The sequence below is a fragment of the Amycolatopsis sp. cg5 genome (assembly GCF_041346955.1).
Taxonomy (GTDB): Bacteria; Actinomycetota; Actinomycetes; order Mycobacteriales; family Pseudonocardiaceae; genus Amycolatopsis.
Genome location: NZ_CP166849.1, coordinates 6,608,604 through 6,631,542, shown reverse-complemented (window position 1 = coordinate 6,631,542; position 22,939 = coordinate 6,608,604). Strand labels below are relative to the sequence as shown.

General features: G+C 69.1%; 22 protein-coding genes. 8 read left to right on the top strand and 14 right to left on the bottom strand.

Annotation, left to right across the window (positions count from 1 at the left end; translation table 11 throughout):
* Window positions 1-7 precede the first annotated feature (7 nt).
* From AB5J62_RS29610 to AB5J62_RS29600, 3 genes are all read right to left on the bottom strand, one after another.
* Window positions 8-736 (bottom strand): NAD-dependent deacetylase, encoded by a 729-nt coding sequence (locus AB5J62_RS29610; protein WP_370943236.1) that lies wholly within the window; start codon window positions 734-736, stop codon window positions 8-10.
* 10 nt (window positions 737-746) lie between these two features.
* Window positions 747-1,928, bottom strand: a complete 1,182-nt coding sequence (locus AB5J62_RS29605; RefSeq protein WP_370943235.1) for an Ig-like domain-containing protein — start codon at window positions 1,926-1,928, stop codon at window positions 747-749.
* Window positions 1,929-2,011: 83 nt separating this feature from the next.
* Window positions 2,012-2,881: a patatin-like phospholipase family protein gene (locus AB5J62_RS29600; RefSeq protein WP_370943234.1), complete on the bottom strand. Its 870-nt coding sequence runs from the start codon at window positions 2,879-2,881 to the stop codon at window positions 2,012-2,014.
* A gap of 70 nt (window positions 2,882-2,951) precedes the next feature.
* Here AB5J62_RS29600 and AB5J62_RS29595 point away from each other — a divergent pair, with 70 nt between their 5' ends.
* The 4 genes from AB5J62_RS29595 to AB5J62_RS29580 all read left to right on the top strand — a co-directional run bounded on the left by AB5J62_RS29595 (window position 2,952) and on the right by AB5J62_RS29580 (window position 7,454).
* A complete protein-coding gene (locus tag AB5J62_RS29595; protein ID WP_370943233.1) occupies window positions 2,952-3,920 on the top strand; it encodes a LysR substrate-binding domain-containing protein in 969 nt (322 codons plus the stop codon).
* A 101-nt stretch (window positions 3,921-4,021) separates the two neighbouring features.
* Window positions 4,022-4,597, top strand: coding sequence for a papain-like cysteine protease family protein (locus AB5J62_RS29590; RefSeq protein ID WP_370943232.1), 576 nt, complete (start codon window positions 4,022-4,024; stop codon window positions 4,595-4,597).
* A gap of 1 nt (window position 4,598) precedes the next feature.
* The gene (locus AB5J62_RS29585) at window positions 4,599-5,378 is read left to right on the top strand and encodes a hypothetical protein (RefSeq protein ID WP_370943231.1); all 780 of its coding nucleotides are present in this window, start codon (window positions 4,599-4,601) and stop codon (window positions 5,376-5,378) included.
* A 132-nt stretch (window positions 5,379-5,510) separates the two neighbouring features.
* A complete protein-coding gene (locus tag AB5J62_RS29580) occupies window positions 5,511-7,454 on the top strand; it encodes an acyl-CoA dehydrogenase family protein (protein ID WP_370943230.1) in 1,944 nt (647 codons plus the stop codon).
* Window positions 7,455-7,579: 125 nt separating this feature from the next.
* Here the strand turns inward: AB5J62_RS29580 and lipA are convergent, their stop codons facing one another.
* Genes lipA through AB5J62_RS29565 form a run of 3 tightly spaced genes read right to left on the bottom strand, consistent with a single transcriptional unit; the run spans window position 7,580 to window position 10,095 of the window.
* Window positions 7,580-8,581, bottom strand: coding sequence for a lipoyl synthase (gene lipA, locus AB5J62_RS29575; protein WP_370943229.1), 1,002 nt, complete (start codon window positions 8,579-8,581; stop codon window positions 7,580-7,582).
* Between the two features lie 37 nt (window positions 8,582-8,618).
* Window positions 8,619-9,563 carry an oxidoreductase gene (locus tag AB5J62_RS29570; RefSeq protein ID WP_370943228.1) on the bottom strand — a complete coding sequence of 315 codons (945 nt, stop codon included), beginning with the start codon at window positions 9,561-9,563 and terminating at the stop codon, window positions 8,619-8,621.
* Window positions 9,564-9,582: 19 nt separating this feature from the next.
* A complete protein-coding gene (locus AB5J62_RS29565; protein WP_370943227.1) occupies window positions 9,583-10,095 on the bottom strand; it encodes a hypothetical protein in 513 nt (170 codons plus the stop codon).
* Window positions 10,096-10,225: 130 nt separating this feature from the next.
* Here AB5J62_RS29565 and AB5J62_RS29560 point away from each other — a divergent pair, with 130 nt between their 5' ends.
* Both AB5J62_RS29560 and AB5J62_RS29555 read left to right on the top strand, forming a co-directional pair.
* Window positions 10,226-10,816: a TetR/AcrR family transcriptional regulator gene (locus AB5J62_RS29560; protein WP_370950377.1), complete on the top strand. Its 591-nt coding sequence runs from the start codon at window positions 10,226-10,228 to the stop codon at window positions 10,814-10,816.
* A 10-nt stretch (window positions 10,817-10,826) separates the two neighbouring features.
* A complete protein-coding gene (locus AB5J62_RS29555) occupies window positions 10,827-11,759 on the top strand; it encodes an LLM class F420-dependent oxidoreductase (protein ID WP_370943226.1) in 933 nt (310 codons plus the stop codon).
* A gap of 39 nt (window positions 11,760-11,798) precedes the next feature.
* Here AB5J62_RS29555 and AB5J62_RS29550 read toward each other — a convergent pair whose 3' ends face one another.
* Entirely contained in the window at window positions 11,799-13,178 is a 1,380-nt protein-coding gene (locus tag AB5J62_RS29550) for a hypothetical protein (RefSeq protein WP_370943225.1), read from the bottom strand.
* Between the two features lie 203 nt (window positions 13,179-13,381).
* Between AB5J62_RS29550 and AB5J62_RS29545 the strand changes: the two genes are divergently transcribed.
* Window positions 13,382-13,990, top strand: coding sequence for a hypothetical protein (locus tag AB5J62_RS29545; RefSeq protein ID WP_370943224.1), 609 nt, complete (start codon window positions 13,382-13,384; stop codon window positions 13,988-13,990).
* Here the strand turns inward: AB5J62_RS29545 and lipB are convergent.
* The 5 genes from lipB to lpdA all read right to left on the bottom strand — a co-directional run bounded on the left by lipB (window position 13,983) and on the right by lpdA (window position 19,504).
* Complete coding sequence (lipB, locus tag AB5J62_RS29540) at window positions 13,983-14,738, bottom strand: lipoyl(octanoyl) transferase LipB (protein ID WP_370943223.1); 756 nt, start codon at window positions 14,736-14,738, stop codon at window positions 13,983-13,985. The two genes, AB5J62_RS29545 and lipB, sit on opposite strands and share 8 nt — an antisense overlap.
* The gene (locus AB5J62_RS29535) at window positions 14,735-15,349 is read right to left on the bottom strand and encodes a phosphatase PAP2 family protein (RefSeq protein WP_370943222.1); all 615 of its coding nucleotides are present in this window, start codon (window positions 15,347-15,349) and stop codon (window positions 14,735-14,737) included. The genes lipB and AB5J62_RS29535 overlap by 4 nt, the downstream gene beginning before the upstream one ends.
* Complete coding sequence (locus AB5J62_RS29530) at window positions 15,346-16,215, bottom strand: TIGR01777 family oxidoreductase (protein ID WP_370943221.1); 870 nt, start codon at window positions 16,213-16,215, stop codon at window positions 15,346-15,348. Before AB5J62_RS29530 ends, AB5J62_RS29535 begins: the two co-directional genes overlap by 4 nt.
* Before the next feature lie 107 nt (window positions 16,216-16,322).
* Entirely contained in the window at window positions 16,323-18,077 is a 1,755-nt protein-coding gene (gene sucB / locus AB5J62_RS29525) for a 2-oxoglutarate dehydrogenase, E2 component, dihydrolipoamide succinyltransferase (RefSeq protein WP_370943220.1), read from the bottom strand.
* Window positions 18,078-18,130: 53 nt separating this feature from the next.
* Window positions 18,131-19,504, bottom strand: coding sequence for a dihydrolipoyl dehydrogenase (lpdA, locus tag AB5J62_RS29520; protein WP_370943219.1), 1,374 nt, complete (start codon window positions 19,502-19,504; stop codon window positions 18,131-18,133).
* A gap of 184 nt (window positions 19,505-19,688) precedes the next feature.
* On the opposite strand from lpdA, the gene AB5J62_RS29515 reads away from it, so the two are divergent.
* Complete coding sequence (locus tag AB5J62_RS29515; RefSeq protein ID WP_370950376.1) at window positions 19,689-20,033, top strand: oxidoreductase; 345 nt, start codon at window positions 19,689-19,691, stop codon at window positions 20,031-20,033.
* A 422-nt stretch (window positions 20,034-20,455) separates the two neighbouring features.
* On the opposite strand, the gene AB5J62_RS29510 is transcribed toward AB5J62_RS29515, so the two are convergent.
* Together AB5J62_RS29510 and AB5J62_RS29505 are read right to left on the bottom strand one after the other, a co-directional pair.
* Window positions 20,456-21,361 carry an SMI1/KNR4 family protein gene (locus AB5J62_RS29510; protein WP_370943218.1) on the bottom strand — a complete coding sequence of 302 codons (906 nt, stop codon included), beginning with the start codon at window positions 21,359-21,361 and terminating at the stop codon, window positions 20,456-20,458.
* A 22-nt stretch (window positions 21,362-21,383) separates the two neighbouring features.
* A complete protein-coding gene (locus tag AB5J62_RS29505; RefSeq protein WP_370943217.1) occupies window positions 21,384-22,889 on the bottom strand; it encodes a leucyl aminopeptidase in 1,506 nt (501 codons plus the stop codon).
* Between the last annotated feature and the right edge of the window lie 50 nt (window positions 22,890-22,939).

The window sequence follows — 22,939 nt, the reverse complement described above, 5'->3', positions numbered from 1 at the left end:
GCGGGCTTTATCCCACCAGCTGGGGGAGAACTTCGCCGAGGGGGGCGCGCAGGATCGCCGCCGCGAAGCCGTCGTAGGGCGTCTCCGAGGCGTTGCAGATGATGATCTTGGCGCCGTGCGAGGCGGCCAGCCCGACCAGGCCAGCCGCGGGCTGCACGGCCAGTGAGGTCCCGGCGGCGATGAGCAGGTCGCAGGTGCGGGCCTCGTACTTGGCCGTGTCGAAGACCTTGCGGTCCAAGGACTGGCCGAACGAGATCGTCGCCGACTTGAGGATGCCGCCGCAGACCAGGCACGGCGGGTCCGTCTCGCCGGCGCGGACCCGGTCGAGCGCCTCGCGCATGTCGCGGCGGTCGGCGCAGCTCAGGCAGACCGACTCGAACATCGTGCCGTGCAGCTCGATCACCACCGACGAGCCCGCCTTCTGGTGCAGGCGGTCGATGTTCTGCGTGATGATCGCCCGTAGCCGCCCGGTGCGCTCCAGGTCGACGAGCGCGTGGTGGGCGGCGTTCGGCTCGGCCGACCAGCCGGGGTGGACGAGCCTGGCCTGCCACGTCTGCTCGCGGACCTCGCGGCTGGTGCTGTAGGCCCGCAGATTGGACATCTTCTCGGCGCCCGGGTTCTTGGTCCAGAGACCGTTGGGGCCGCGGAAGTCGGGGATGCCCGAGTCCGTCGAGATCCCGGCGCCGGTCAGTGCCACGATCCGGCCGGCGCCTGCGACGAGCTCCCGGGCTTCCACCCGTCCAGTATTACTTGATGGCGCTACCGGCTTTCCACTGCTCCCAGGTCGGGGACCAGTCGCCGTAGAGGTCCCACACCGGCAGCGGCTTGCCGCCGGAGTTGGTCACCTCGACGACGTCGCCGAGGCCGAGGTTCTGGTAGAACCACTGCGCGTTGGCGCCGTTGAGGTTGATGCAGCCGTGCGAGACGTTCGAGCTGCCCTGCGCGCCGACGCTGTTCGGGTTCTCGTGGACGAACTCGCCGTCGTTCGAGATGCGCTGGGACCAGTTCTCGTTGGACTTGTAGTAACCCGGCTGGCCTTGGCAAACGCCGTAGGTGCACGAGTCCATCGTGTAGTGCTCGTGCTTGTCGGAGATGACGTGCGCGCCGAGGTGGGTCGGGGTGGAGTCCTTGCCGAGTGAGATCGGCATCGACTTGACCATCTCGCCGTTGTGGAAGATCTGCATCTGCTCGGTGTTGCCGTCGGCCTTGGCGATCCAGGAATCGTGGACCTTGTACGTTTCGGTGCGGTCCTCGGCGCCGAAGACGCCGTTGCCGAAATCGACGCCGTAGATTTTTGCCGTCACCTTCAGCGTGGTGCCGGCCTGCCAGTATTCCTTCGGGCGGTAATGGGCGCTGTTGTCGATCCAATACCAGCCGCCTTCTTGCTTCGGCGTGGATTCGACCGACAGCTGCTTTTCCACCTCGGCCTTGTTCTTGACCGGCACCTTGAAGTCGAAGACGATCGGCTGGCCGACGCCGACCCCGCTGTCCTTCACCGACGCGGGCGCCGGGATGAGGTTCGCGTTCGCCTGCTGCTTGGGTGAGATCGTGGTCAGCTGGCTCTGCTGCTCGACCGGCTTGCCGTCGGCGCCCGCCGCGTGCGCGAGCACCTTGTACGTGCTGCCGTAGCCGAGCGGTTCGGTGGTGGCCCAGGAAAGCCCGTCGGCGGCGAGCTCGCCCTTGACGGCCTTGCCCTTGGCGGTGTTGGTGACCGTCACGTCGCTCAGCTTGCCGTTGGCCACTTTGACGGTGATCGGGGTCGCCGGGTTGACGCTCTGGCCCGCGGCGGGCTCGATGCTCACCGAGACGCCGGGCGCCGCCTGCTTGCCGCCTTCCGACGGCGCGGCGGCGTTGTCACCGGAACTGCACGCGGACACGGCCAGTCCGGCGATCAGCAAAACGGAAAGTAAAGTCTTCTTGGGAAACATTTGGTCTCTTCTTGTGAGATACCTGGACGTCTATGCCTGCAAAACTACGCGATAGCCAAGACGTCCATTCCCGCGGAAGGTTGCTAGGTCACCAGACCCGGTGCTCCGTATAGGCCTGGGCCATTGACGGTGATCTGCTCCAGAAATGTCCTGGCTGCCTGATATGCCTGCTCCGACAATTCCTCCGTATGGCTGAAATCGAGCGGGCTGAGCCGGATCGGGGCCGGTCCTGGGAGATACACCACAGCCGCCGTGGCCGCCGCGACCGGCGCTTCGAGCACCGCCTGGTTCCGCATGCTGATCATCGCGGTGAACATCATCACCTCGGCGAACGTCTGCGGCCTGCTCGGCAGCTGCCCGGGGAACGCGCAGTCGAGCACGACGAGCGACTTCGCGCCCATGGCCAGCGCCTGGCGCATCGGCACGTTCGCGACCAGGCCGCCGTCGTAGAGCAGCCTGCCGTCGTGCTCGACCGGCGGATAGATGCCGGGGATGGCCGCGCTCGCCAGCAGCGCGGGCTTGAGCGTGCCGGCTCGGACGAGCACGGGTTCGGCGGTCTCGACGTCGGTCACCACCACGCCGAGCGGCATCTTGGCGTCTTCGAACGTGCTGCCTTCGCCGAGATGCTCGTCGATGATCGCGGCGAGCCCGGTGTTGGGGAACAGGTGCGTCTTGGTGTGCCGCAGCGTCCTGACCTGGCTCAACACGCCGCCGGGGAACGCCTCGTGCCTGGTCATCTGCGACCAGATCTTGCGCAGCCGCTCGGCCGATTCGGTGGCGGAGCCGGTCGCGAGCACGGCGGCGTTGAGCGAGCCGACGGAGGTGCCGACGGCGAGGTCCGGCCTGATCCCGGCCTCGTCGAGCGCGCGCAGCATCCCGACCTGCATGGAGCCGAGGCTGCCGCCTCCGCCGAGCACGAAACCGACCGGGCCGGGTAGGTGGAGCGCTGCCATGCGGCCGAATGTAACGGCCCCCGACTTTCGCAGGTCGTTTTGCCCCCGAAATGGGGGATAACCTCACTGAATGGCTGAGCTGGAGCTGCGCCATCTGCGCGCCGTCCGCGCCGTGGCGGAAACCGGCAGCGTGAGCAAGGCGTCCACCGTGCTGGGCATCAGTCAGCCGGCGCTGACCGCCCAGCTCAAGCGGATCGAGCGGATACTCGGCGGTGAGCTCTTCGAGCGCAGCGCGCAGGGCTCGCGCCCGACGGCGCTCGGCGGGTTCGTGCTGAACAGGGCCGACGCGCTGCTCGCCGACATGCGCTCGCTGGTCGTCTCCGCGCGCAAGCACGGTGAGGGCGGGACGCCGACCACGCTGCGTGTCGGTTACGTGCCGCTGCTGATCATCGGCAGTCTCATCGAGCAGCTGCGCACGCGGCTGCTCGAGGTCGACGTGCAGACCTGGGCGGAACCGGCCGCGCTGATGCTGCTCAAGCTGCTGTCCACCGGGCGCGTCGACTGCGCGCTGGTCGAGAAGTTCGACGGCACGGAAGCCCATCACTACGACGGGCTGGTGGTGCGCCCGCTCGCCACCGAGCCGATCTTCGCCGGGATCGCCGAGGGGCATCCGGCCATCAAGGACGGCCAGGTCGCGCTCGAAGAACTCGCCGACGTCGACTGGGTTTTGCCGCCACCGCACGAAAACGCGGTGCGGGTGCGGTTCCAGGCCGCCTGCGCCGCCGCCGGTTTCGTGCCGAGGATCCGGCACTACACCTCGGAGGCGGGCACCGCGGGCACGTTGATCGCGCAAGGCGCGGTGTGCCTCGCGCAGGCCGCGTCCGCGCCGCCGCCGGGGCTGGTCGCCGTGCCGTTCAAGGGCGACCCGCTGTGGACGACGCTGCTGTTCGCGATGCGTGACGACAAGGCGTTGCTGCCGATGCTGGACGAGGTGTTCGAGTGCGCCATGACGGCTTATCGGGCGTCCATCGACCGGAATCCGCACTTCGCTCAGTGGTGTAAGGATCACCCGCACGCTTTAGCTGAAGCGTCACTTTAAGTCAGATAACCCGCCCATAAGGTGGGTGTTATCCCCGATGGGATTACTGCTCCGTTCGTTTGCAGGCGAGTCTCGACAGGACCGACTGCAAAGGAGCAGAAATGCGGTTCAGACACTCCAGGATGGCGGGCGCGGTCATCGCGGGCCTGCTGTCACTCGGGCTGTTCGCGCCACCGGCCAACGCCGGGGTCGAAGCAGCCGTCACGGTGCCGATCTCCCAGCTCGTCCAGGAGCAGAACCAATGGTGCTGGGCGGCCAGCGGGCTCACGATCGCCCGTTCGCTCGGCTACGGTTCGAACGTCAGCCAGAACACCTTCTGCGCTTACTCGCGTGGTTACCAGCCCGGCAGCCCGTGCCCGAACCAGGCAGGCCAGCTGAGCTGGGTGCAGCGCGGTTACCAGGCGCTCGGCCTGCGGCCGGGCACCGTCACGCAGGCGCTGAGCTTCACCTCGGTCCGCACCGAGATCGACGCCAAGCGCCCGATCGAGACCGGTATCTACTGGACGGCCGGCGGCGGGCACGCGCAGGTCATCTACGGCTACGACTCGACGACCCAGCAGATGTACTACGGCGACCCGTGGCCGTCGAGCCAGCGCTACAGCGCGATGTCCTACAACTCGTATGTCCGCAATGGACAGTTCCAGTGGGCACAGTCGCTCTACCGGATCGGGGCGTGACATGAGGAAGATCGCATTCTTTGGCGCGCTCGCCGCACTGCTCGCGCTCGGCGTGGGCACCGCTTCGGCCTCCGCTGACGGCTACGGCGTCGGCGGGGTCTCCGACGCCGACATCGCCGCCGCCCGCCAGGTCGCCGCTTCGCCTGACACGCAGGTGAAACTGTCGAAGTTCTTCGTGCAGCTCGACCGCAGGTCGGGCGCGGCCGTGCAGTCCGAGGCACAGGCCGAGTCGGCCAAGGCGCCCCAGGTGACCGGCCAGCCGCTGCGCGTGTTCTCGCTGACGCCGGAGTTCGTCACCGGCCAGAGCAAGGAGCCCGCCGGGTTCGCCTACCTCGCGGTGAAGACCCGCGCGGCGAGCGGCCAGGAGGCCACCGTGTGGCTGACCCGTGACGGCCGTCAGGGCTGGGAAGCGTCCAACCTGACCACCGGCACCGAAGAGGTCACCTACCCGGCGCAGGGCGCCGCGGTGTTCACCGAGCCGCAGATCAACGCCTGGTACCGGGTGGACAACGGGCAGGTCGTGCCGTTGAACGACCCCGCTCGGGCCCAGGTTGGCCAGGGCATGAGCGTGGCCGCTTACCAGCGGCTCGTGCACCAGCAGTACGCCGACAAGCTGCCCGGGTCCGCCTATGTCCAGCAGGGCAAGCTGGGCGGTTTCACCCCAGGCGCGTCCCCGACCGGTGACGGCTCCAGCGCGCCGGTCTGGCCGTTCGCGCTGATGGGCGCCGGTGTCGCACTGGTGGTGATCGGCTGGTCGGTGCGGCGGGTCTCCTCCCGCTGACCGGACCCGACCGGCCGAGGAGTGGTGACCGGGCGAGCGCGGATTTCGCCCGGTCACCGCTTTTCATTTGCGCTACCGAGGGGTAACACTGATGAGTAACGCTCGTCACATCCCTTCGGCAAGGAGGCCGCCGTGGTCGACCAGGTGAAAGTGACCGAGAAGGAAGCCAGGGCTTTCGCCGAGGAGGCGCGAGAATCGGGCTGGTCCAAGCCCTCTTTCGCCAAGGAGCTGTACCTCGGCCGCTTCCGGCTCGACCTGGTTCACCCGCACCCCCGCCCGACCGCCGAAGCCGACGCGAAGGCAAGCAAGTTCCTCGAAGCACTACGCGCGTACTGCTCGACCATCGACGGCAGGGTCATCGAACGCGAGTCGAAAATCCCCGACGAGTACGTCAAAGGCCTGGCCGAACTGGGCTGTTTCGGGATCAAGATCCCTGAGGAGTACGGCGGTCTCGGGCTCACCCAGGTCGCGTACAACCAGGCGCTGATGCTGGTCGGCTCGGTGCATTCGACGCTCGGCGTGCTGCTGTCCGCGCACCAGTCGATCGGCGTGCCCGAGCCGTTGAAACTCGCCGGAACCCCTGAGCAGAAGGCGGAATTCCTGCCGCGCTGCGCGGCGGGCGCGGTCAGCTCGTTCCTGCTCACCGAGCCCGACGTCGGCTCCGACCCGGCGCGGCTCGCGTCGACCGCGACGCCGACCGAGGACGGCGAGGCGTACCTGCTCAACGGCGTGAAACTGTGGACCACCAACGGAGTGGTGTCCGAACTGCTGGTCGTCATGGCGCGCGTGCCCAAGTCCGAGGGACGCAAGGGCGGCGTGACGGCGTTCATCGTCGAGGCGGATTCGCCGGGCATCACCGTGGAGAAGCGCAACGCGTTCATGGGCCTGCGCGGCATCGAGAACGGCGTCACCCGGCTGCACAACGTCCGCGTGCCCAAGGCGAATGTCGTCGGCGGTGAGGGCAAGGGTCTCAAGATCGCTTTGGCGACATTGAACACCGGCCGCCTGTCGATCCCGGCGATGTGCGCGGGCGCGGGCAAGTGGGCGATGAAGATCGCCCGTGAATGGTCGTCCGAGCGCGTGCAGTGGGGCCTGCCGGTCGGCAAACACGGCGCGGTGGCGGAGAAGATCTCGTTCATCACGGCCACGACGTTCGCGCTGGAAGCGGTGCTGGACCTCTCGGCGCACATGAGCGACGAGGGCCGCAACGACATCCGGATCGAAGCCGCCTTGGCGAAGCTGTGGGCGAGCGAGATGGCCTGCCTGATCGCGGACGAGCTGATGCAGATCCGCGGCGGCCGCGGCTACGAGACCGCGGAATCCCTTGCGGCGCGCGGAGAACGCGCCGTCCCCGTCGAGCAGCTGCTGCGGGACCTGCGGATCAACCGGATCTTCGAAGGCTCGTCGGAGATCATGCGGCTGCTCATCGCCCGCGAAGCCGTCGACGCGCATTTGTCTGCTGCGGGCGCGCTGGCCGACCCGGACTCCGACACCAAGGCCAAGGCCAAAGCCGCGGCCAAGGCGAGCGGTTTCTACGCGAAGTGGTTGCCGCAGCTGGTGACCGGCAAGGGGCAGGTGCCGACGTCGTTCAGCGAATTCGGCGCGCTGGCCTCGGAACTGCGATACGTGGAGCGCTCCGCGCGCAAGCTGGCGCGCTCGACGTTCTACGGCATGGCGCGCTGGCAAGCGGGCCTCGAAAAGCACCAAGGCTTCCTGGGCCGCGTGGTCGACATCGGCGCCGAGCTGTTCGCGATGTCAGCGGCCTGCGTGCGCGCGGAGATGCTCCGCGCCGACGACGAAGCCCAGGGCAAGGCGGCGTACGAACTCGCGTCGGTCTTCTGTGCCCAGGCCCGCTTGCGCGTCGAAAAGCTCTTCGATGCCTTGTGGGACAACACGGACGCGCTCGACACCAAGCTGGCGGCCGACGTCTTGAGCGGCCGCCACGTCTGGCTCGAAGAGGGCGTCCTCGACCCGAGCGAAGGCACCGGCCCGTGGATCTCCCACTGGGAACCCGGCGCCTCGACCGAGGAAAACGTGGGCCGCCGCTACATCCCGTCCACCCGCAAGGACACCTGACCTGGGAAAAAGTCCCAATGCGTCGTTCGGTCCGTGTCAGCTCCCGAATGCGGCTTTCGGTCCTTGCCAGGTCCCCAATGCGTCTTTCGGCCCCTGCTGGGGACCGAAGGACGCATTGGGATTTTTCAGCGGGCCAGGAGGGAGCTGGCCTCCTGGGCGGCGGGGCCCTGGGCGGCCAGGTGGGCGAGGTTCTCGGGGAGTGACTCGCCGCGGTGCTGCTTGGTCTGGGCGTAGAGGCGGCCCGCGCGGTACGACGAGCGGACCAGCGGGCCCGCCATGACGCCCGCGAAGCCCATGGCCTCGGCGGCCTTGGAGTGCTCGACGAACTCCTCCGGCTTGACCCAGCGGTCGACCGGGTGGTGGCGCGGGGACGGCCGCAGGTACTGGGTGATCGTCAAGATCTCGCAGCCCGCGTCGACCAGGTCCTGCATGGCCGGGGCGACCTCGTCTGGGGTCTCGCCCATGCCCAGGATCAGGTTCGACTTGGTCACCAGGCCGGCCTCACGGGCGGCCGTGATGACCGAAAGCGACCGCGCGTACCGGAAGCCGGGGCGGATGCGCTTGAAGATCCGCGGCACCGTCTCGACGTTGTGCGCCAGCACCTCAGGACGGGACGAGAACACCTCGGCCAGCTGGTCGGGGTCGGCGTTGAAGTCCGGGATCAGCAGCTCGACACCGGTGCCCGGGTTCAGCTCGTGGATCTGGCGGACGGTCTCGGCGTACAGCCACGCGCCGCCGTCGGAAAGGTCATCGCGGGCGACACCGGTGACCGTCGAGTAGCGCAGGCCCATCGCCTGGACGGACTCGGCGACCTTGCGCGGCTCGGTGCGGTCCAGCTCGTCGGGCTTGCCCGTGTCGATCTGGCAGAAGTCGCAGCGGCGGGTGCACTGGCTGCCGCCGATCAGGAAGGTGGCTTCGCGGTCTTCCCAGCATTCGTAGATGTTGGGGCAGCCCGCCTCTTCACAGACGGTGTGGAGGCCTTCGCGGCGCACCAGGCCTTTGAGTTCGGTGAACTCGGGGCCCATGCGTGCCTTGGTCTTGATCCACGGCGGCTTCTTCTCGATCGGCGTCTCACTGTTGCGGACTTCGAGACGCAGCAGCTTCCGGCCTTCAGGTGCGGCACTCACGGGGTCAACAGTACGCCCGTGAGCCGCCGCACCCTGATCACGCGGGGTCGGGAGTGATGCCCGTCAACTTCGCGGTCACGTCCCACAGCGCGACGCCGGTCGACTCGCCGCGTGCGTGCCCGAGCGTGGCCACCTTGACCGGGTTCCCGCGCATGCCGCCGACGCCGGACGGGCCGTAGTACTCGCCGCCCTGTACCTGCGGATCGGTCGCCGCGCGGAGCTGGGGGAGGGTGCCGGCCTGCGCGCCCTGGGCGATCACCAGCTCGCCGAGCTTGTTGCCGAAGCCGATGACCGCGCGCAGCAGGGGGTTCGAGTACGAGTTGGCCATGCCGGAGCCCAGCCCGGTCGAGGTGTAGCCGGGGTGGGCGGCGACGCTGAGCACGTCCTCGCCCGCCGCGCGCAGGCGGCGGTCCAGCTCGATCGCGAAGATCTGGTTCGCCAGCTTGGACTGCCCGTACGCCGACGCCGGGTTGTAGCGGCGGTGCTCGAAGTTCGGGTCCTCGGCGTCGAAGCGGCCGGTGTTCGCGGCGATGCTCGACAGTGTCACCACGCGCGACTTGCCCGCGCCGCGCAGCGCGGGCATCAGCAGCCAGGTCAGCGCCGCGTGCCCCAGGTGGTTGATGCCGAACTGGGTTTCGAAGCCGTCCTTGGTGTGGCCCTTGGGCGTGGCCATCATGCCCGCGTTGTTGATCAGCACGTCGAGCTTGTCGCCGGTGTGCTCGCGGACGATCGTCGCCGCGTCGCGCACGGACGAGAGATCGGCCAGGTCGAGCCGGACCAGCTCGGGCTTGACGCCGGTCGCGGCCGTCTCGACCTTCGCGAGCGCCTGCTCGCCGCGCTGCGGTGACCGGCAGGCCAGCAGCACGTGCGCGCCCTTGCCCGCGAGCACCTGCGCGCTGCGCAGGCCGAGGCCCGAGTTCGCGCCGGTGATCAGCACGGTCCGGCCGGTCTGGTCGGGGATGTCCTGCTCGGTCCACGTCATGTGGCTTACCTAACCGTCCTCACGCACTCGGCGCCAACATACGAAGGATGTGAGAGACAGGTCCGCGGCGACGTTCCCGGCGGACGGGACCGTTGCGCAGCAACGCGCCGAACGCGGAGCCGACGCGGCGGATCTCGGCTGGCGGCTCGCCGGGGTCGGCCAGACCGGCCGTGACCACCAGCATCTTCCGCTCGGCGTCGTGCGCGGCCTGGAGCATCGGGTGCGCGTCGAGGTTGGCCTCGAGCACCGCGTGCAGTGTCGCGTGCTCGGTGACGGTCTTGCGCCACGCGCGGGCGACCGCGTCGACCTGGTCGGTGTCCGGCGCCTCGTCCGGGTCGGCGAGCTCGGCGCGGAGGTGGCCGCTCAGCAGCTGGTTCCAGCGGTGCTGGAGCGCGAGCAGCAGGTTCTGGCGGGTGCCGAACAGCTCGGCGGCACCGGGGATCTCGTCGAACGGCAGCGCGGGGCTCCTCCGCGCCTGCCTGATCACGGCGTCCATCACGTCGCGCCGTCGGTAGAAGTCGTTCCAGCCCATGGTGTGGTCCCCTTCCGTGTCCCGTCGGCATACCGCGGGTGTGCGGCATACTCTCGGTACGGACCTGACACGCTCAACATACCATGAGTATGGTCGGCGAATAGGGCGTAAGATCGTGACCGTGGCGACAATGCGGTCCAGGCGGCTCGACTATTCCGAGTCCACTCGTTCGGCGCTGGTGAACAGTGCGGTCGAACTCTTCACGAAGCGTGGTTATGCCGGCACTTCGCTCGACGAGATCGCCAAGCGCGCACGGGTCACCAAAGGGGCGCTGTATCACCATTTCAGCGGAAAGCAGGCGCTTTTCGAGGCCGCGTTCGATTCCGTCGAGGGCGCGGTTTACGGCCGCCTGGAAAAGATAATCAACGGCACGGACGCGCCGTGGGAGCGTGCGCTGAACGCGTTGAGCGGATTCATCAAAAGCTGCCTCGATCCCGAATATCAGCGCATCGCCATTCACGAGGCGCCGGTGGTGATGGGCTGGGAGCGCTGGCGCGAGGCCGAGGACCGGTGCAGTTTCGGCCTGGTCCGAGACACCTTGAAGGCGCTCATCGAAGCCGGCGAGGTCGACGACGTGCCGGTCGACATCACCGCGCGGCTGCTGTTCGGGGCGCTGTCGAGCGCCGCGATCGAGATCGCCAGCTCGGCCGACCCGAAGAAGGTCGGCGCCGAGATCGAGGCCTTGATCGTTCAGCTGCTGGGGCGTCTGCGCCGCCAGTAGGGTGGGTTTCGTGGACTTGCGAATCTTCACCGAGCCCCAGCAAGGGGCCAGCTACGACGACCAGGTGCGGCTGGCGAAGGCGGCGGAGGCCGCCGGGTACAGCGCCTACTTCCGAAGCGATCACATCATGCGGATGGGTGACTCCAGCGGGTTGCCCGGCCCGACCGACGCGTGGATCACGCTCGCCGGGATCGCCCGCGAGACCAGCACCATCCGGCTCGGCACGCTGGTCACCGCCGCGACCTTCCGGCACCCCTCGATGCTCGCGATCTCCGTCGCGCAGGTCGACCAGATGTCCGGCGGCCGCGTCGACTTCGGCCTCGGCTCCGGCTGGTACGCCGACGAGCACACGGCGTACGGCCTCGACCTGCCGCCGCTGAAGAAGCGCTTCGACATCTACGCCGAGCAGCTCGCGATCCTCACCGGCCTGTGGGAGACCCCCGATGGCGAGACGTTCTCGTTCGACGGCGAGCACTACCGGCTCGTCGACGCGCCCGCGCTGCCGAAGCCCGCGCAGCGCCCGCGCCCGCCGATCGTGCTCGGCGGCGGTGGCAAGAAGCGCACCCCGGAGCTGGCCGCGCGCTACGCGGACGAGTTCAACATCCCGTTCGCGCCGAGCTCGTTCGCCGTCGAGCAGTTCGCGCGCGTGGACGCGGCCGCCGAAGCCGCGGGCCGCGACCCGAAGTCGATCATCCACTCGGCGGCGCTGGTGCTGGCCGTCGGCCGTGACGAGGCCGAGCTGGAGCGCCGCGCCAAGGCCATCGGCCGCGAGGTCTCGGAGCTGCGCCAGAACGGGCTCGCGGGCTCGGTCGCCGAGGCCGTCGACACGATCGGCAAGTGGCGCGAGGAAACCGGCGTCACCCGCCTCTACCTGCAGGTCCTGGACATGACCGACCTGGACCACATCGAGCTGGTGGCCGCCGAGGTCGCTCCCCAGCTGTAGCTCGTGAGTGGTATGGCCGGTTAGAACCGGTCGTACCACTCACGACCCCAGGATGTCGCGCACGAAGGCCGCTCGGCTGACCAGGGACTCCTTGCTCATCAAGCGGAACACGGGCTTGCGGGCGTCGCGGTCGCGTCCGCCGGCGATCTCGAGGTTCTCGAGCACGTCCTCGACCGTGTACTCGCGTGTCTGGAAGAAACCCGTGGCCTTCTCGAAGCGCGTCGGCCAGTCGAGGTCCAGCCGCAGCTTGACCTCGAGCACCGCGCCGAGCGGCCGGTTGGCGAACCGCTCGGGATTGGTGAGCAGTTCCCGCAACGCCCACGCGGTGCCGGGGCCGTGGATGCCGCCGCAGATCACCGCCCGGTAGCGGCCGTCGGCGCACCACGGGTTGCGGGCCATGGTGACCACCGCGAAGTCGTTCGAACCGTAGGTGAACTGCGCGTGGTGCTCCTGATCGGCCGGGTCGAGGATGCCGAGGCTGCGGAACTTGTTCATCATCGCCTTGGCGGTCGAGCCGTCCAGCACCGTCTGCGCGAGCGCCTCGGCGCCGGCGATGAGCTGCCGCTCGTCCTCGTCCAGCGTGGTCATGCCGTCGCCGTGATGCGAGCGCCGGAGCAGATCGCCGAACACCGAAGCGAACCGCTCGTCCTGCATCCGGTCGTCCGCACGCAGGGTTTCGTCGCGGGCGACGACGTCCTCGTCGATGCGGAACGAGAAAATCGCATCATCCTTGTTGAGTATCCGGGCGCCCCAGTTCGCCGCCGGGCTGCCGATGACGAGCAGATTGCTCTTCGCCAGCTCCGGCATGGATTCCAGGTAGTCCTGCGGCATCCGGACGAGCAGCTTGTCCGATCGGATGACCGTGTGGTCCATATGGCCGCCGAGCAGGTTGATCGACATCGCGTCGGTCGCCGAGCCCGAGTAGATGAGACAGTCGGCCGCGCTCTTCGCGCGTGATTCCCTGCGGTCGCCCAGAATGACGGTCAGCGGGTCGTTGCCGGGGAAGTCCGCCAGCGACCGCAGCGGCCCGTCCGGCACCCGCCGGGCTTCCCGGTGCCGGTCGGGGTTTTCCAACAGCCGCAACGCATCCGACAACAAGGCGGACGGCGCGGTCGCGTCGGTCGACGACTTCGCGCTCGTCCAGCCGACGAGCCATTCGGCGAACTCCTCGGCGTTGGGTTCGCGGTCGGTCAGCGGGCCGTGCAGGATCTCGTACAGCTCCACCAGCACGCTGACCGCGGGGATGTTGCGGCCCATCTCGAAGGTGCTGATCTGCTGCGGAGTGCGTTCCGGGGTGAACTGCCGCGCCAGCCACTGCTGCGTCGGCTTGCTGCCGTCGACCGGCCGCGCCCGCTCACGGGCCTCACGGATCCGGTGTCCCAGCCTCAGTGCTTCCAAAGTCGGTTGCTGCGCGCTCAAGGTCCGCCCCCTCCAGCTCAACCAAATTCATGAGCGTACGCGCGAATTAACCGTTGTGTGCAACAGTTCGCGCACACGCATCCCCGCGCGCGAATGATCTCGGGGCGAGCGGGGAGCCGCGCGCGCATCCGTGAGTGCCATCGCGGGCCTTGAGACACACACTGGAACGTGAGACAGCGCTGTCCAACCGCAGGGAGGCGGTCATGAACCCGCAGTCCGAACAGTCCATCGGCGTGTTGCTCCCCATGGACGAAGGCATCAGGTATCGGCTGGGGTTCACCGTCGACGTCGTCGCTTACACCGGACGGACCATCGACACGCAGCGGCAGATCCAGGACCGGCTGTTCAGCATCCTCCACCGCTTCGTCGCCGCCGCGGGCATTACGCACGAGCAGGTCAACTTCCAGCCCAACGGCGACGGCTACCACTACTTCCTGCCGGACTCGGACATGTACACCGCGGTGCGCCACCTGCTCTCGACACTGCCGAGGCTGCTCACCGAGGACAACGCGGCGCACGACGAGCGCATCCGCCTGCGGATGGCGGTCGACGTCGGCACGGTCGGCTCCGGCCCGCTCGGCTTCACCGCCGACGCGGTCGTGCGGTTCAGCAGGCTGGTGGACAGCGTGCCGATCCGCGCCGCGGTCGTCGAGCACTGCGACGCCGACCTGATGGCGATCGTGTCGGAGACGCTCTTCCTGGACGTGGTCACGCGGTTCAGCGACCTCGCCGCGCTGCCGTTCGAGCGGGTCGACGTGGCGGTGAAGGGCTACCGGGCCCCGGCGTACCTGCTGGTCTGCGGCCTCAGTTGACGCAGGAGGCGGCGTCTTCTGGCGACTGCAGCGCGAAGGTGATGCCGGGTGCGGCAGGCGCGGCCGCGCGGACCAGCGTCCGGTCCGTCACCTCGAGGTCGCCGTCCAGCGCGGCGAGCACGGCTTCGCGGGTGATCGGCAGCGCTTCCTCGACGGTGACCTCGCGCTGGAGCTCCCACGAAAGCGAGGTGACGCCCGCGTCGCGGATGCCGCAGGGGACGATCTTGTCGAAGGCGGCGAGGTCGGCGTTGCAGTTGAGCTCGAAGCCGTGCATGGTGACGCCGCGCTGGACGCGGATGCCGATGGCGGCGATCTTGCGCTCCGGCCCGCGCTCGTCGGCGGCGATCCAGACGCCGCTGCGGCCCTCGACGCGGCCCGTGGTCACGCCGAACTTCTCGCAGACCACGATCAGCGCCTCTTCGAGACGGCGGACGTAGTGCACGACGTCGATCGGGTCGGCGAGCTTGATGATGGGGTAGCCGACCAGCTGGCCGGGGCCGTGCCAGGTGATCTTGCCGCCGCGGTCGACGTCGATGACCGGGGTGCCGTCGGTCGGGCGGTCCTCGGCCTCGGTGCGCTTGCCCGCGGTGTACACCGACGGGTGCTCCAGCAGGAGCATCGTGTCGGGGGCTTCGCCGTCGGCGCGCGCGGTGACGTGCTCGCGCTGCAGCTCCCAGGCTTCGGTGTAGTCGATCGTGCCGATCTGGCGGACGTCGACGGGCTCGGTGGCTTCGCGGCAGGAACTCACTCCTGCGAGGTTACGCCTGCACCGGGCAGTAACCGCACCGCGGCCGCCGCGAGCAATCCCACACCCAGCACACCCACCACCGCGCCCACCGTGTCGGTGAACCAGTGCACCCCGAGGATGATCCGGAACACCGCGCTCAGCACCGTCGCGACCGCGAACAGCGCCGCGATCCGCTTGACCAGACGCGGCGCGACGGCCACGCAGAGCAGCACGGCCACGAAGCCGGTGCTCGCGACCGAGCCGACGTGCCCGCTCGGATAGCTCAGATCGGGGTACTCCCGCGGCCTGGCCCTGTCGAACATCGGCTTGGCGATGGTGGCCGTGTACCCCGCCATCGCCAGCACGCCCAGCAGCTTCGCGTAGAGCGGGTCCCGTTTGCGCACACCCTGCACGATCAGCCCGAGCGCGAACGCGTACGGCATGATCGGCCCGAACAGGTCGGTGAGCCAGGCGACCACCTTGCCGAGCGGACGGTCGTACTCGCCCCTCAGCGCGTCGGCGATGGCCGAGTCGAGGTTCGTCGGATGCACCGCGACGAACATCCCGAGCGCGACGAAAGCGCCGAGCAGCACCAGCCCCATGACGAACCAGCGGGTGCGCGTGATCGTCATAGCGCGGCGGCCAATGCGCTCTCGACCTCGTTGTGGCGGAAGGTGAAACCGGCTTCTTCGAGCACGCGCGGCAGCGCGCGCTGCCCGTACAGCGCCATTTCTTCGGCGGCCTGGCCGAGCGCGATCTTCATCGCGATACCCGGCACCCACCACGGCGCGGGCCGGTGCAGCACCCGGCCGAACGCCTTGGTGAACTCGGCGTTGGGCACCGGCTTGGGCCCGCACACGTTCACCGGGCCGTACAGCTCTTCGTTCTCCAGCAAGAAGACCATCGCGGACACGTGGTCCTCCAGCGCGATCCACGGCATGTACTGCCTGCCGTCGCCGAGCCGCCCGCCGAGCGCGAGCTTGAACAGCGGCTTCAACGGCCCGAGCAGGCCGCCGCCAGGGGCGAGCACGAGGCCGGTGCGCAAGGTCACCACGCGCGCGTCGGGATCGGCCGCGCGTTCCCACGCGGTGCACAGTCCGGCCAGGAAACCCTTGCCCTGCGGGGATTCCTCGTCGACGACGGTCTCACCGGTGTCGCCGTAGAAGCCGACGGCGGAGGCGTTCAGCAGCGTCGGCACGTTGTGTTCGGTGATCGCTTCGGCGAGCACCTCGGTCGGCTCGACCCGGCTGTCGAGCAGCACCTGCTTGCGCGCGGCGCTCCAGCGGTCGGGGAACAGCGGCGCGCCACAGAAATTGACCACGGCGTCGACGCCGTCGAAAGCGCCTTCAGCGATACGGGCGGCGGGCGGATCCCAGCTGAACTCGGTGTCGTCGCGGGATTCGCGCCGTACGAGCGTGCGCACCTCGTGCTTGTCTTTGAGCCGCTCGGCCAGCGCTTGCCCCAGCAACCCACTCGCACCCGCGATCAGAACCCGCATACCCCGATCCTGGCCTCTCCCGACCTGGTCCGCACCTCCGGGGCCCAGTACGCGATAAAGCCCGCTTTACTCCGGGGAGTAAAGCGGGCTTTATCGCGGTGCTAGAGCTACAGACCCAGCTCGGACTCGAAGTTGCCCTCTTCGAGACGCTGCTTGATCGTGGTGACGAAGCGACCGGCGTCGGCACCGTCGACCAGGCGGTGGTCGTAGGTCAGCGGCAGGAACACCATCGAGCGGACGGCGATCGTGTCGTTGCCGTCGGCGTCGGCGATGACCACCGGGCGCTTGACGACCGCGCCGGTGCCGAGCATGCCCGACTGCGGCTGGACGATGATCGGCGTGTCGAACAGGGCGCCGTTGCTGCCGATGTTCGTGATGGTGAAGGTGCCACCCGACAGCTCGTCCGGCTTGATCTGACCGGACCGCGCGCGGCCCGCCAGGTCGGCGATGCGGTGCGCGAGACCCGCGAGGGACAGCTCACCGGCGTCGTGGATGACGACCGAGAGCAGGCCCTTGTCGGTGTCGACCGCGATACCCAGGTGCACGGCACCGTGGTACGTGATCTCCTTCGTCTCCTCGTTGTAGGAGGCGTTGACGTTCGGGTGCTGCTTGAGCGCCTCGACCGTGGCCTTCGCGAAGAACGGCAGGAACGTCAGGTTGACGCCCTCGCGCTCCTTGAAGGCTGCCTTCGCCCGCTGGCGGAGCTTGGCGATCTTGGTCACGTCCACCTCGTGGACCTGCGTGAGCTGCGCGGAGACCTGCAGCGACTCGCGGGTCTTCGTGGCGGTGATCTGCCGGATCCGGCTGGCCTTCTGCACGGTGCCGCGCAGCGCCGCGACCTCCGGGCGGACGGCCGCGGGAGCCTTCGGCGCGGCGGCCGCCGGAGCGGCCGGGGCCGCGGCCGCCGGGGCAGCGGCGGCGGGAGCCGGAGCGGCCTTGGCGGCTTCCTTCTGCTTGGCCTCGGCCGCGGCGAGCACGTCCTGCTTGCGGATCCGGCCGCCGACCCCGCTGCCCGACAGCGACGAGAGGTCGATGTCGTGCTCGGAGGCCAGCTTGCGGACCAGCGGCGTCACGTACGGGCCGTCGGCGCCTGCCGGCTCGGCTTCGGCCTTGGGAGCCGGAGCGGCCGGAGCGGCGGCGGGCGCCGGTGCCGGTGCGGCGGCGGGCTTCGGCGCCGGTGCGGCGGCGACGGGTTCCGGCTTGGGCTCGGGCTTGGGCTCGGGCTTCGGTTCCGGCTTGGGCTCTTCCTTCGCGACCGCGGCGGCGTCACCGATGACGGCGAGCACGCCGCCGACCTCGACGGTCTCGTCCTCCTGCGCGCGGATGGCGAGCACGGTGCCCGCGACCGGCGAGGGGACCTCGGTGTCGACCTTGTCGGTGGAGATCTCGAGCAGCGGCTCGTCGACCTCGACCTTGTCGCCGACCGCCTTCAGCCAGCGGGTGACGGTGCCTTCGGTGACGCTCTCGCCGAGCTCCGGCAGGGTCACCGGGGTGCCCTGCGCGTTGCCGTTGCTCGCCGGCGCGGGCGCCTCGGCCTGCGCCGGTGCGGCGGCCTCGGGCTCCGGCTCGGGCTGGGCGGCGGGCGCCTCGGCGGGCGCGGGCGCCGAAGCCTCGACGCCGCCGGTGCCGTCATCGATGATCGCGAGCACGCCGCCGACCTCGACGGTCTCGTCTTCCTGGGCGCTGATCTTCACGACCTTGCCCGCGACCGGGGACGGCACCTCGGTGTCGACCTTGTCGGTGGAGATCTCCAGTAGCGGCTCGTCGACCTCGACCGAGTCGCCCTCCTGCTTCAACCACCGAGTGACAGTGCCCTCGGTGACGCTCTCCCCGAGCTCCGGCAGTGTGACGGAGTAGGCCATCGTTCGCTGACTCCCTTGAAAGGTTCTTGTGTGGTCTGGGTTTTCTTAAGACGTCAGCTGTGCACGTGGAGCGGCTTGCCCGCGAGGGCAAGGAATGCTTCGCCGAGGGCCTCGGTCTGGGTGGGGTGGGCGTGGATGAGCGGGGCGACGTCCTCCGGGAAGGCCTCCCAGCTGTAGATGAGCTGCGCTTCGCCGATCAGCTCGCCGACGCGGTCGCCGACCATGTGCACGCCGACGACGGGGCCGTCCGGCGCCTTGATCAGCTTCACGCCGCCCGAGGTCTTGAGGATCTGGCTCTTGCCGTTGCCGCCGAGGTCGTAGGTGAAGGTGGTGACCTCCGCGCCGTACTTGTCCTTGGCCTGCGACTCGGTGAGCCCGACCGAGGCGACCTCGGGGTGCGAGTAGGTGACGCGCGGGATACCGGCCTCGTCGATCACGCGCGGCTCGAGGCCCGCGATCTCCTCGGCGACGAAGATGCCCTGCTGGAAGCCGCGGTGCGCGAGCTGCAGGCCGGGCACGATGTCGCCGACGGCGTAGACGTTCGGCAGGTTGGTCTGCAGGCGGTCGTTGGTGAGCACGAAGCCGCGGTCGATGGTGACGCCCGCTTCCTCGTAACCGTGGCCGGCGGAGTTGGGGCCGCGGCCGACGGCGACCAGCAGCAGGTCGGCCTCGAGGGTCTCGCCGGACTCCAGCGAAACGGCGACGCCGTTGTCGTCCTGCTTGACGCCGGTGAACCGGACGCCGGTCTTGAAGGCGATCTTGCGGCGGCGGAACGCGCGCTCGAGCTGCTTCGAGATGTACTCGTCCTCGTTCGGGACGAGCCGGGGCAGCGCCTCGACGATCGTCACCTCGACGCCGAACGACGCCCACACGCTGGCGAACTCGACGCCGATGACGCCGCCGCCGAGCACGACGACCTTCTTCGGCACGAAGTCGAGCGCGAGCGCCTGCTCGCTGGCGATCACGCGGCCGCCGAGCTCGAGGCCGGGCAGCGTGCGCGAGTACGAACCGGTGGCGAGGATGACGTTCTTGCCGGTGTAGCGGGTGCCGTCGACTTCGACCGTGGTGCCGCCCGCGAAGGTGCCGGTGCCCTCGACCAGCTGCACCTTGTGCGCCTTGGCCAGGCCCTGCAGGCCCTTGTACAGCCGGGCGATGATCGTGTCCTTGTACTTGTTGACCCCGGCGATGTCGATGCCCTCGAAGACCGCCTTCACACCGACGGACTCGGCCTCACGGGTCTCGTCGGCAACCTCGGCCGCGTGCAACAGTGCTTTGGTGGGGATGCAGCCTCGGTGGAGGCACGTCCCGCCCAGCTTGTCCTTCTCGATCAGGATGACGGAAAGGCCCAGCTCGGCCGCGCGGAACGCGGCGGCATAGCCGCCCGATCCGCCACCAAGGATCACAAGGTCGGCGGAGGTGTCGGTCACGGTGAAAACTCCTCGGCAAGCATCGGGGGTGAAGCTTCTACGGTCGCGCGCACGCGATCTTCGCGCGCGCGGACGTACGCCATCTTGTCACTACGTCCGCCATTGGTGCGAACGAGCCGGGTGTCCCACACCGGGCACACCCGTGCGTCGGGATAATGGGTGGTAGACGGTGACGAGAGGTGAGGTGGTCGAGGTGGGTCTCTTCGACTCGCTGCGCAGGCGCGGCAAGGACGGTCAAAAGGCCGGTACGCTGCGGAAAGCCACGTCCGGCGACACCCGTCACCTCGAGGAGTGGGCCGCGTCCCGGCAGGGCGTCGAGGCCTACGTGGAGCCTCGGACGACCGTGACGGAGACAACCGTGGTGTTGATCGCACACGACGGTGAGTGGACCCGGCGGCGCATCGAAAGCCTGGAGGCCGCGCAGGCCTTCGGCAAGAAACGCCAGATGCCGGTGTACGAGGTCGCCCGCGTCGGCTACCCGAAGCGGATGCGCGAGTACACCGAGCGCCAAAAGCGCGCCAAGGACTGACCCCCCGCGCGGGGCTTCGCCAGCGGGATAAAGCCTGCTTTATCTCGCGATGTTTAGCGGGCTTTATCCCGCGCGTGCTGGAGACTTCTGCGCAAGCTTGCCCTGGTGGGATGCGCTTTCTCCTGGCCTTGAGCTGTATGAAGGCTCCCTTCATCCAGCGTGGGTTGTATGAAGGGAGCCTTCATCCACTCTGGCCGTATGAAGGGAGCCTTCATACAAGTCTGGCTGTATGAGGGGAGCCTTCATACAGCCTGGCTGCATGAAGGGAGCCTTCATACAGCCCGCGTGGATGAAGGGAGCCTTCATACAGGGGCTTGGGAGCCTGGATCAGGTTGGCGGCGTGGGGCTCGCCAGCGGGATAAAGCCTGCTTTATCCCGGGGAGTTTAGCGGGCTTTATCCCGGGGATCTGGGGGTGAGTTCGTCAGGTGAGCAGGCTGAGGTGGTGCTCCATGAGCGCGCGGAAGCCGGTGTGGACGGTCGTGCCGAGCTCCGGGTCGTACTCGACGACGTGACCCGTGCGGGCGAGCGTCAGCACCGCGGGTTCGCTGAGCACGACGACCTCGTCCCTGGCCCAGAGTTCCGCCGTCGAAAGCAGCCGCGGGAAGGTCACGTCGGCGGGCAGTCCGTCAGATGTGCGCAGGAATTCGCGGTAATCGTCGGGTAACCGGGCGCGCAGCCGCCGCTCGGCAAGATCGAGAGTGTCCACAGTGGCGCCCGGCGCGGCGACGCCTTCGCCGCGCAGGCGGAGCACCGCGGCGATGAGCTCCGGCCAGTCCTCGGCCGAGGGCGGGTAACGGTGGCGCAGCGCCGCGATGAGGTCGCCGGTGATCGCGGCGGCGTCGACGCCGAGCGGGTTCGCGCCCGCGGCCAGCGCGGGGCCGAAGCGGCGGCAGGCGAGCAACGCGGCGACGTCCGGGAGTGGCCTGCCCGCGGCGACGGCGGCCCAGTCTTCGAGCGAGCCGTTCAGCAAAGCGGCCTTGAGCGGGTCGACGCGGGGCGTCTCGATCATGCTCACCAGAGTGGCCAAAGTGGACTCGCCCGCCCGCTTCAGGTAGGCGTCGTGCGCGGCTTCTTCGGCGTCGAGATCCAGTGGCACCAAGGCTTCCGCCCACGAAGGGCGTTCGCCGCGTGCCTCGAACCACATCGCGAACGCACGCGCGCGGACGTGGCCCTGCGCGAGCAGGGACACGGGCCGCTCGGTGACTTGGGCCCAGGCCAAGACGAGCCGGTCGGCGTCGGTGGCGGCTCCGGCCGAAGCCGCGAGCAGTACCGCGTGGCCGATCCGGGCGTCGACCTGGGTTTCGGAGGCCGTGAGCACATCGCGCACGGCCTCCTCGGCGAAGTCCAACTCAGCCGTTGGCGACGATGTCTTCCAGCACCGCGTGGATCGTGCGGACCGGGACGCCGGTGCCGCCCTTGCCGGTGTAACCCCACGCGCCGCCGGTGTTGAACGCCGGGCCCGCGATGTCGATGTGCGCCCAGGTCAGGCCCTCGGCGACGAACTCGCGCAGGAAGATGCCCGCCGCGAGCATGCCGCCCCAGCGGTGCCCGGTCACGTTCGCCAGGTCGGCGAGGCGCGAGTCGAGGTCGGCGCGCAGCTCGTCCGGCAGCGGCATGGCCCAGCCGCCCTCGCCGGTCGCCTGCGCGAGGGTGGCGATGCGGTCGCGGAACTCGTCGGTGCCCATGATGCCCGCGGTGCGGTTGCCGAGCGCGACGACCTGCGCGCCGGTCAGCGTCGAGGTCTCGATGAGGTAGTCCGGGTTGTCCTCGGCGGCGCGCACGATCGCGTCGGCGAGCACGAGGCGGCCTTCGGCGTCGGTGTTGAGCACTTCGACGGTCTTGCCGCCGTACATGCTCAGCACGTCACCCGGCCGGTACGAGGTGCCCGACGGCATGTTCTCGGCCAGCGGGATGTGCGCGATGACCTCGAGCGGCAGCTTCAGCTTGGCGGCCAGCACCACCGAGGCGAGCACGCCCGCGGCGCCCGACATGTCGGAGGTCATGTGGTCCATGCCCGCGGCCGGCTTGATCGAGATGCCGCCGGTGTCGAAGGTGATGCCCTTGCCGACCAGGGCGACCTTCTTGGTGGCCTTGGCGCCCTTGTAGGCGACGCGGACCAGGCGCGGCTGGCGCGACGAGCCGCCGCCGACGCCGAGGATGCCGCCGAAACCCTTGCGCTTCAACGCCTTCTCGTCGAGGACCTCGACCTCAAGGCCCGCCGCCTCGGCGAGCTTGGTGGCGCGGTCGGCGAACGAGGCCGGGAACAGGTCGTTCGGCGGGGTGTTGATCAGGTCGCGCGCGATGATGACCGACTCGGCCACCGCGGTCGCGGTCTTCAGCGTGGCCTTGTGGTCCTTCGCGACGCCTTCGGCCGGGTTCGCGAAGTCCACTTTGGACACCGGGGCGTCGCCCTTTTCGGAGCGGTACTCGGTGAACACGTACGCGCCCAGCACGGTGCCTTCGACGGCGGCCTGCAGGTCGAGCGCGGACAGCGTGACGAAGGCGCGCTCGGTGCCCGCGAGCGAGCGGGCGGCGGCACCGGCGGCACGGCGGACGTTCTCGCCACTGACGGCGCCGTCGGCGGCCGCCTTGCCGAGTCCGACGGCGAGCACGACACCGGCGGCCAGCTTGCCGAAGGTGGGCAGCTTGACGGTCTCTTCGAGCTTGCCGCTCGCGCCGAGCGTGGTGAGCACCTCGGCGAGCTTGCCGTCGAACGCGGCGTCGGCGACCTCGGCGCCCTCGGCCAGCCGCAGGCCGTCTTCACCCTGGACGGTGCCGATCACGACTACGTCAGCGCGGGTCTTGCTCAGTGCCGCTTCCGAGTTATCGGAGAGGGCAAGCTTCGGCACGGTCACTTCTGGCTCCTCGCGCTTTCGCGGTGGGACCGGGCTCCGGGCCCGGTCAG

Bases quoted from the DNA above. Each gene is read 5' to 3' on its own strand.
- AB5J62_RS29535 (WP_370943222.1), bottom strand. From the start codon at position 15,349: ATGACGATCACGCGCACCCGCTGGTTCGTCATGGGGCTGGTGCTGCTC.
- AB5J62_RS29605 (WP_370943235.1), bottom strand. From the start codon at position 1,928: ATGTTTCCCAAGAAGACTTTACTTTCCGTTTTGCTGATCGCCGGACTG.
- AB5J62_RS29570 (WP_370943228.1), bottom strand. From the start codon at position 9,563: ATGACGTGGACCGAGCAGGACATCCCCGACCAGACCGGCCGGACCGTG.
- AB5J62_RS29595 (WP_370943233.1), top strand. From the start codon at position 2,952: ATGGCTGAGCTGGAGCTGCGCCATCTGCGCGCCGTCCGCGCCGTGGCG.
- AB5J62_RS29530 (WP_370943221.1), bottom strand. From the start codon at position 16,215: ATGCGGGTTCTGATCGCGGGTGCGAGTGGGTTGCTGGGGCAAGCGCTG.
- AB5J62_RS29590 (WP_370943232.1), top strand. From the start codon at position 4,022: ATGCGGTTCAGACACTCCAGGATGGCGGGCGCGGTCATCGCGGGCCTG.
- AB5J62_RS29585 (WP_370943231.1), top strand. From the start codon at position 4,599: ATGAGGAAGATCGCATTCTTTGGCGCGCTCGCCGCACTGCTCGCGCTC.
- AB5J62_RS29600 (WP_370943234.1), bottom strand. From the start codon at position 2,881: ATGGCAGCGCTCCACCTACCCGGCCCGGTCGGTTTCGTGCTCGGCGGA.
- AB5J62_RS29545 (WP_370943224.1), top strand. From the start codon at position 13,382: ATGAACCCGCAGTCCGAACAGTCCATCGGCGTGTTGCTCCCCATGGAC.
- sucB (WP_370943220.1), bottom strand. From the start codon at position 18,077: ATGGCCTACTCCGTCACACTGCCGGAGCTCGGGGAGAGCGTCACCGAG.
- AB5J62_RS29565 (WP_370943227.1), bottom strand. From the start codon at position 10,095: ATGGGCTGGAACGACTTCTACCGACGGCGCGACGTGATGGACGCCGTG.
- AB5J62_RS29560 (WP_370950377.1), top strand. From the start codon at position 10,226: ATGCGGTCCAGGCGGCTCGACTATTCCGAGTCCACTCGTTCGGCGCTG.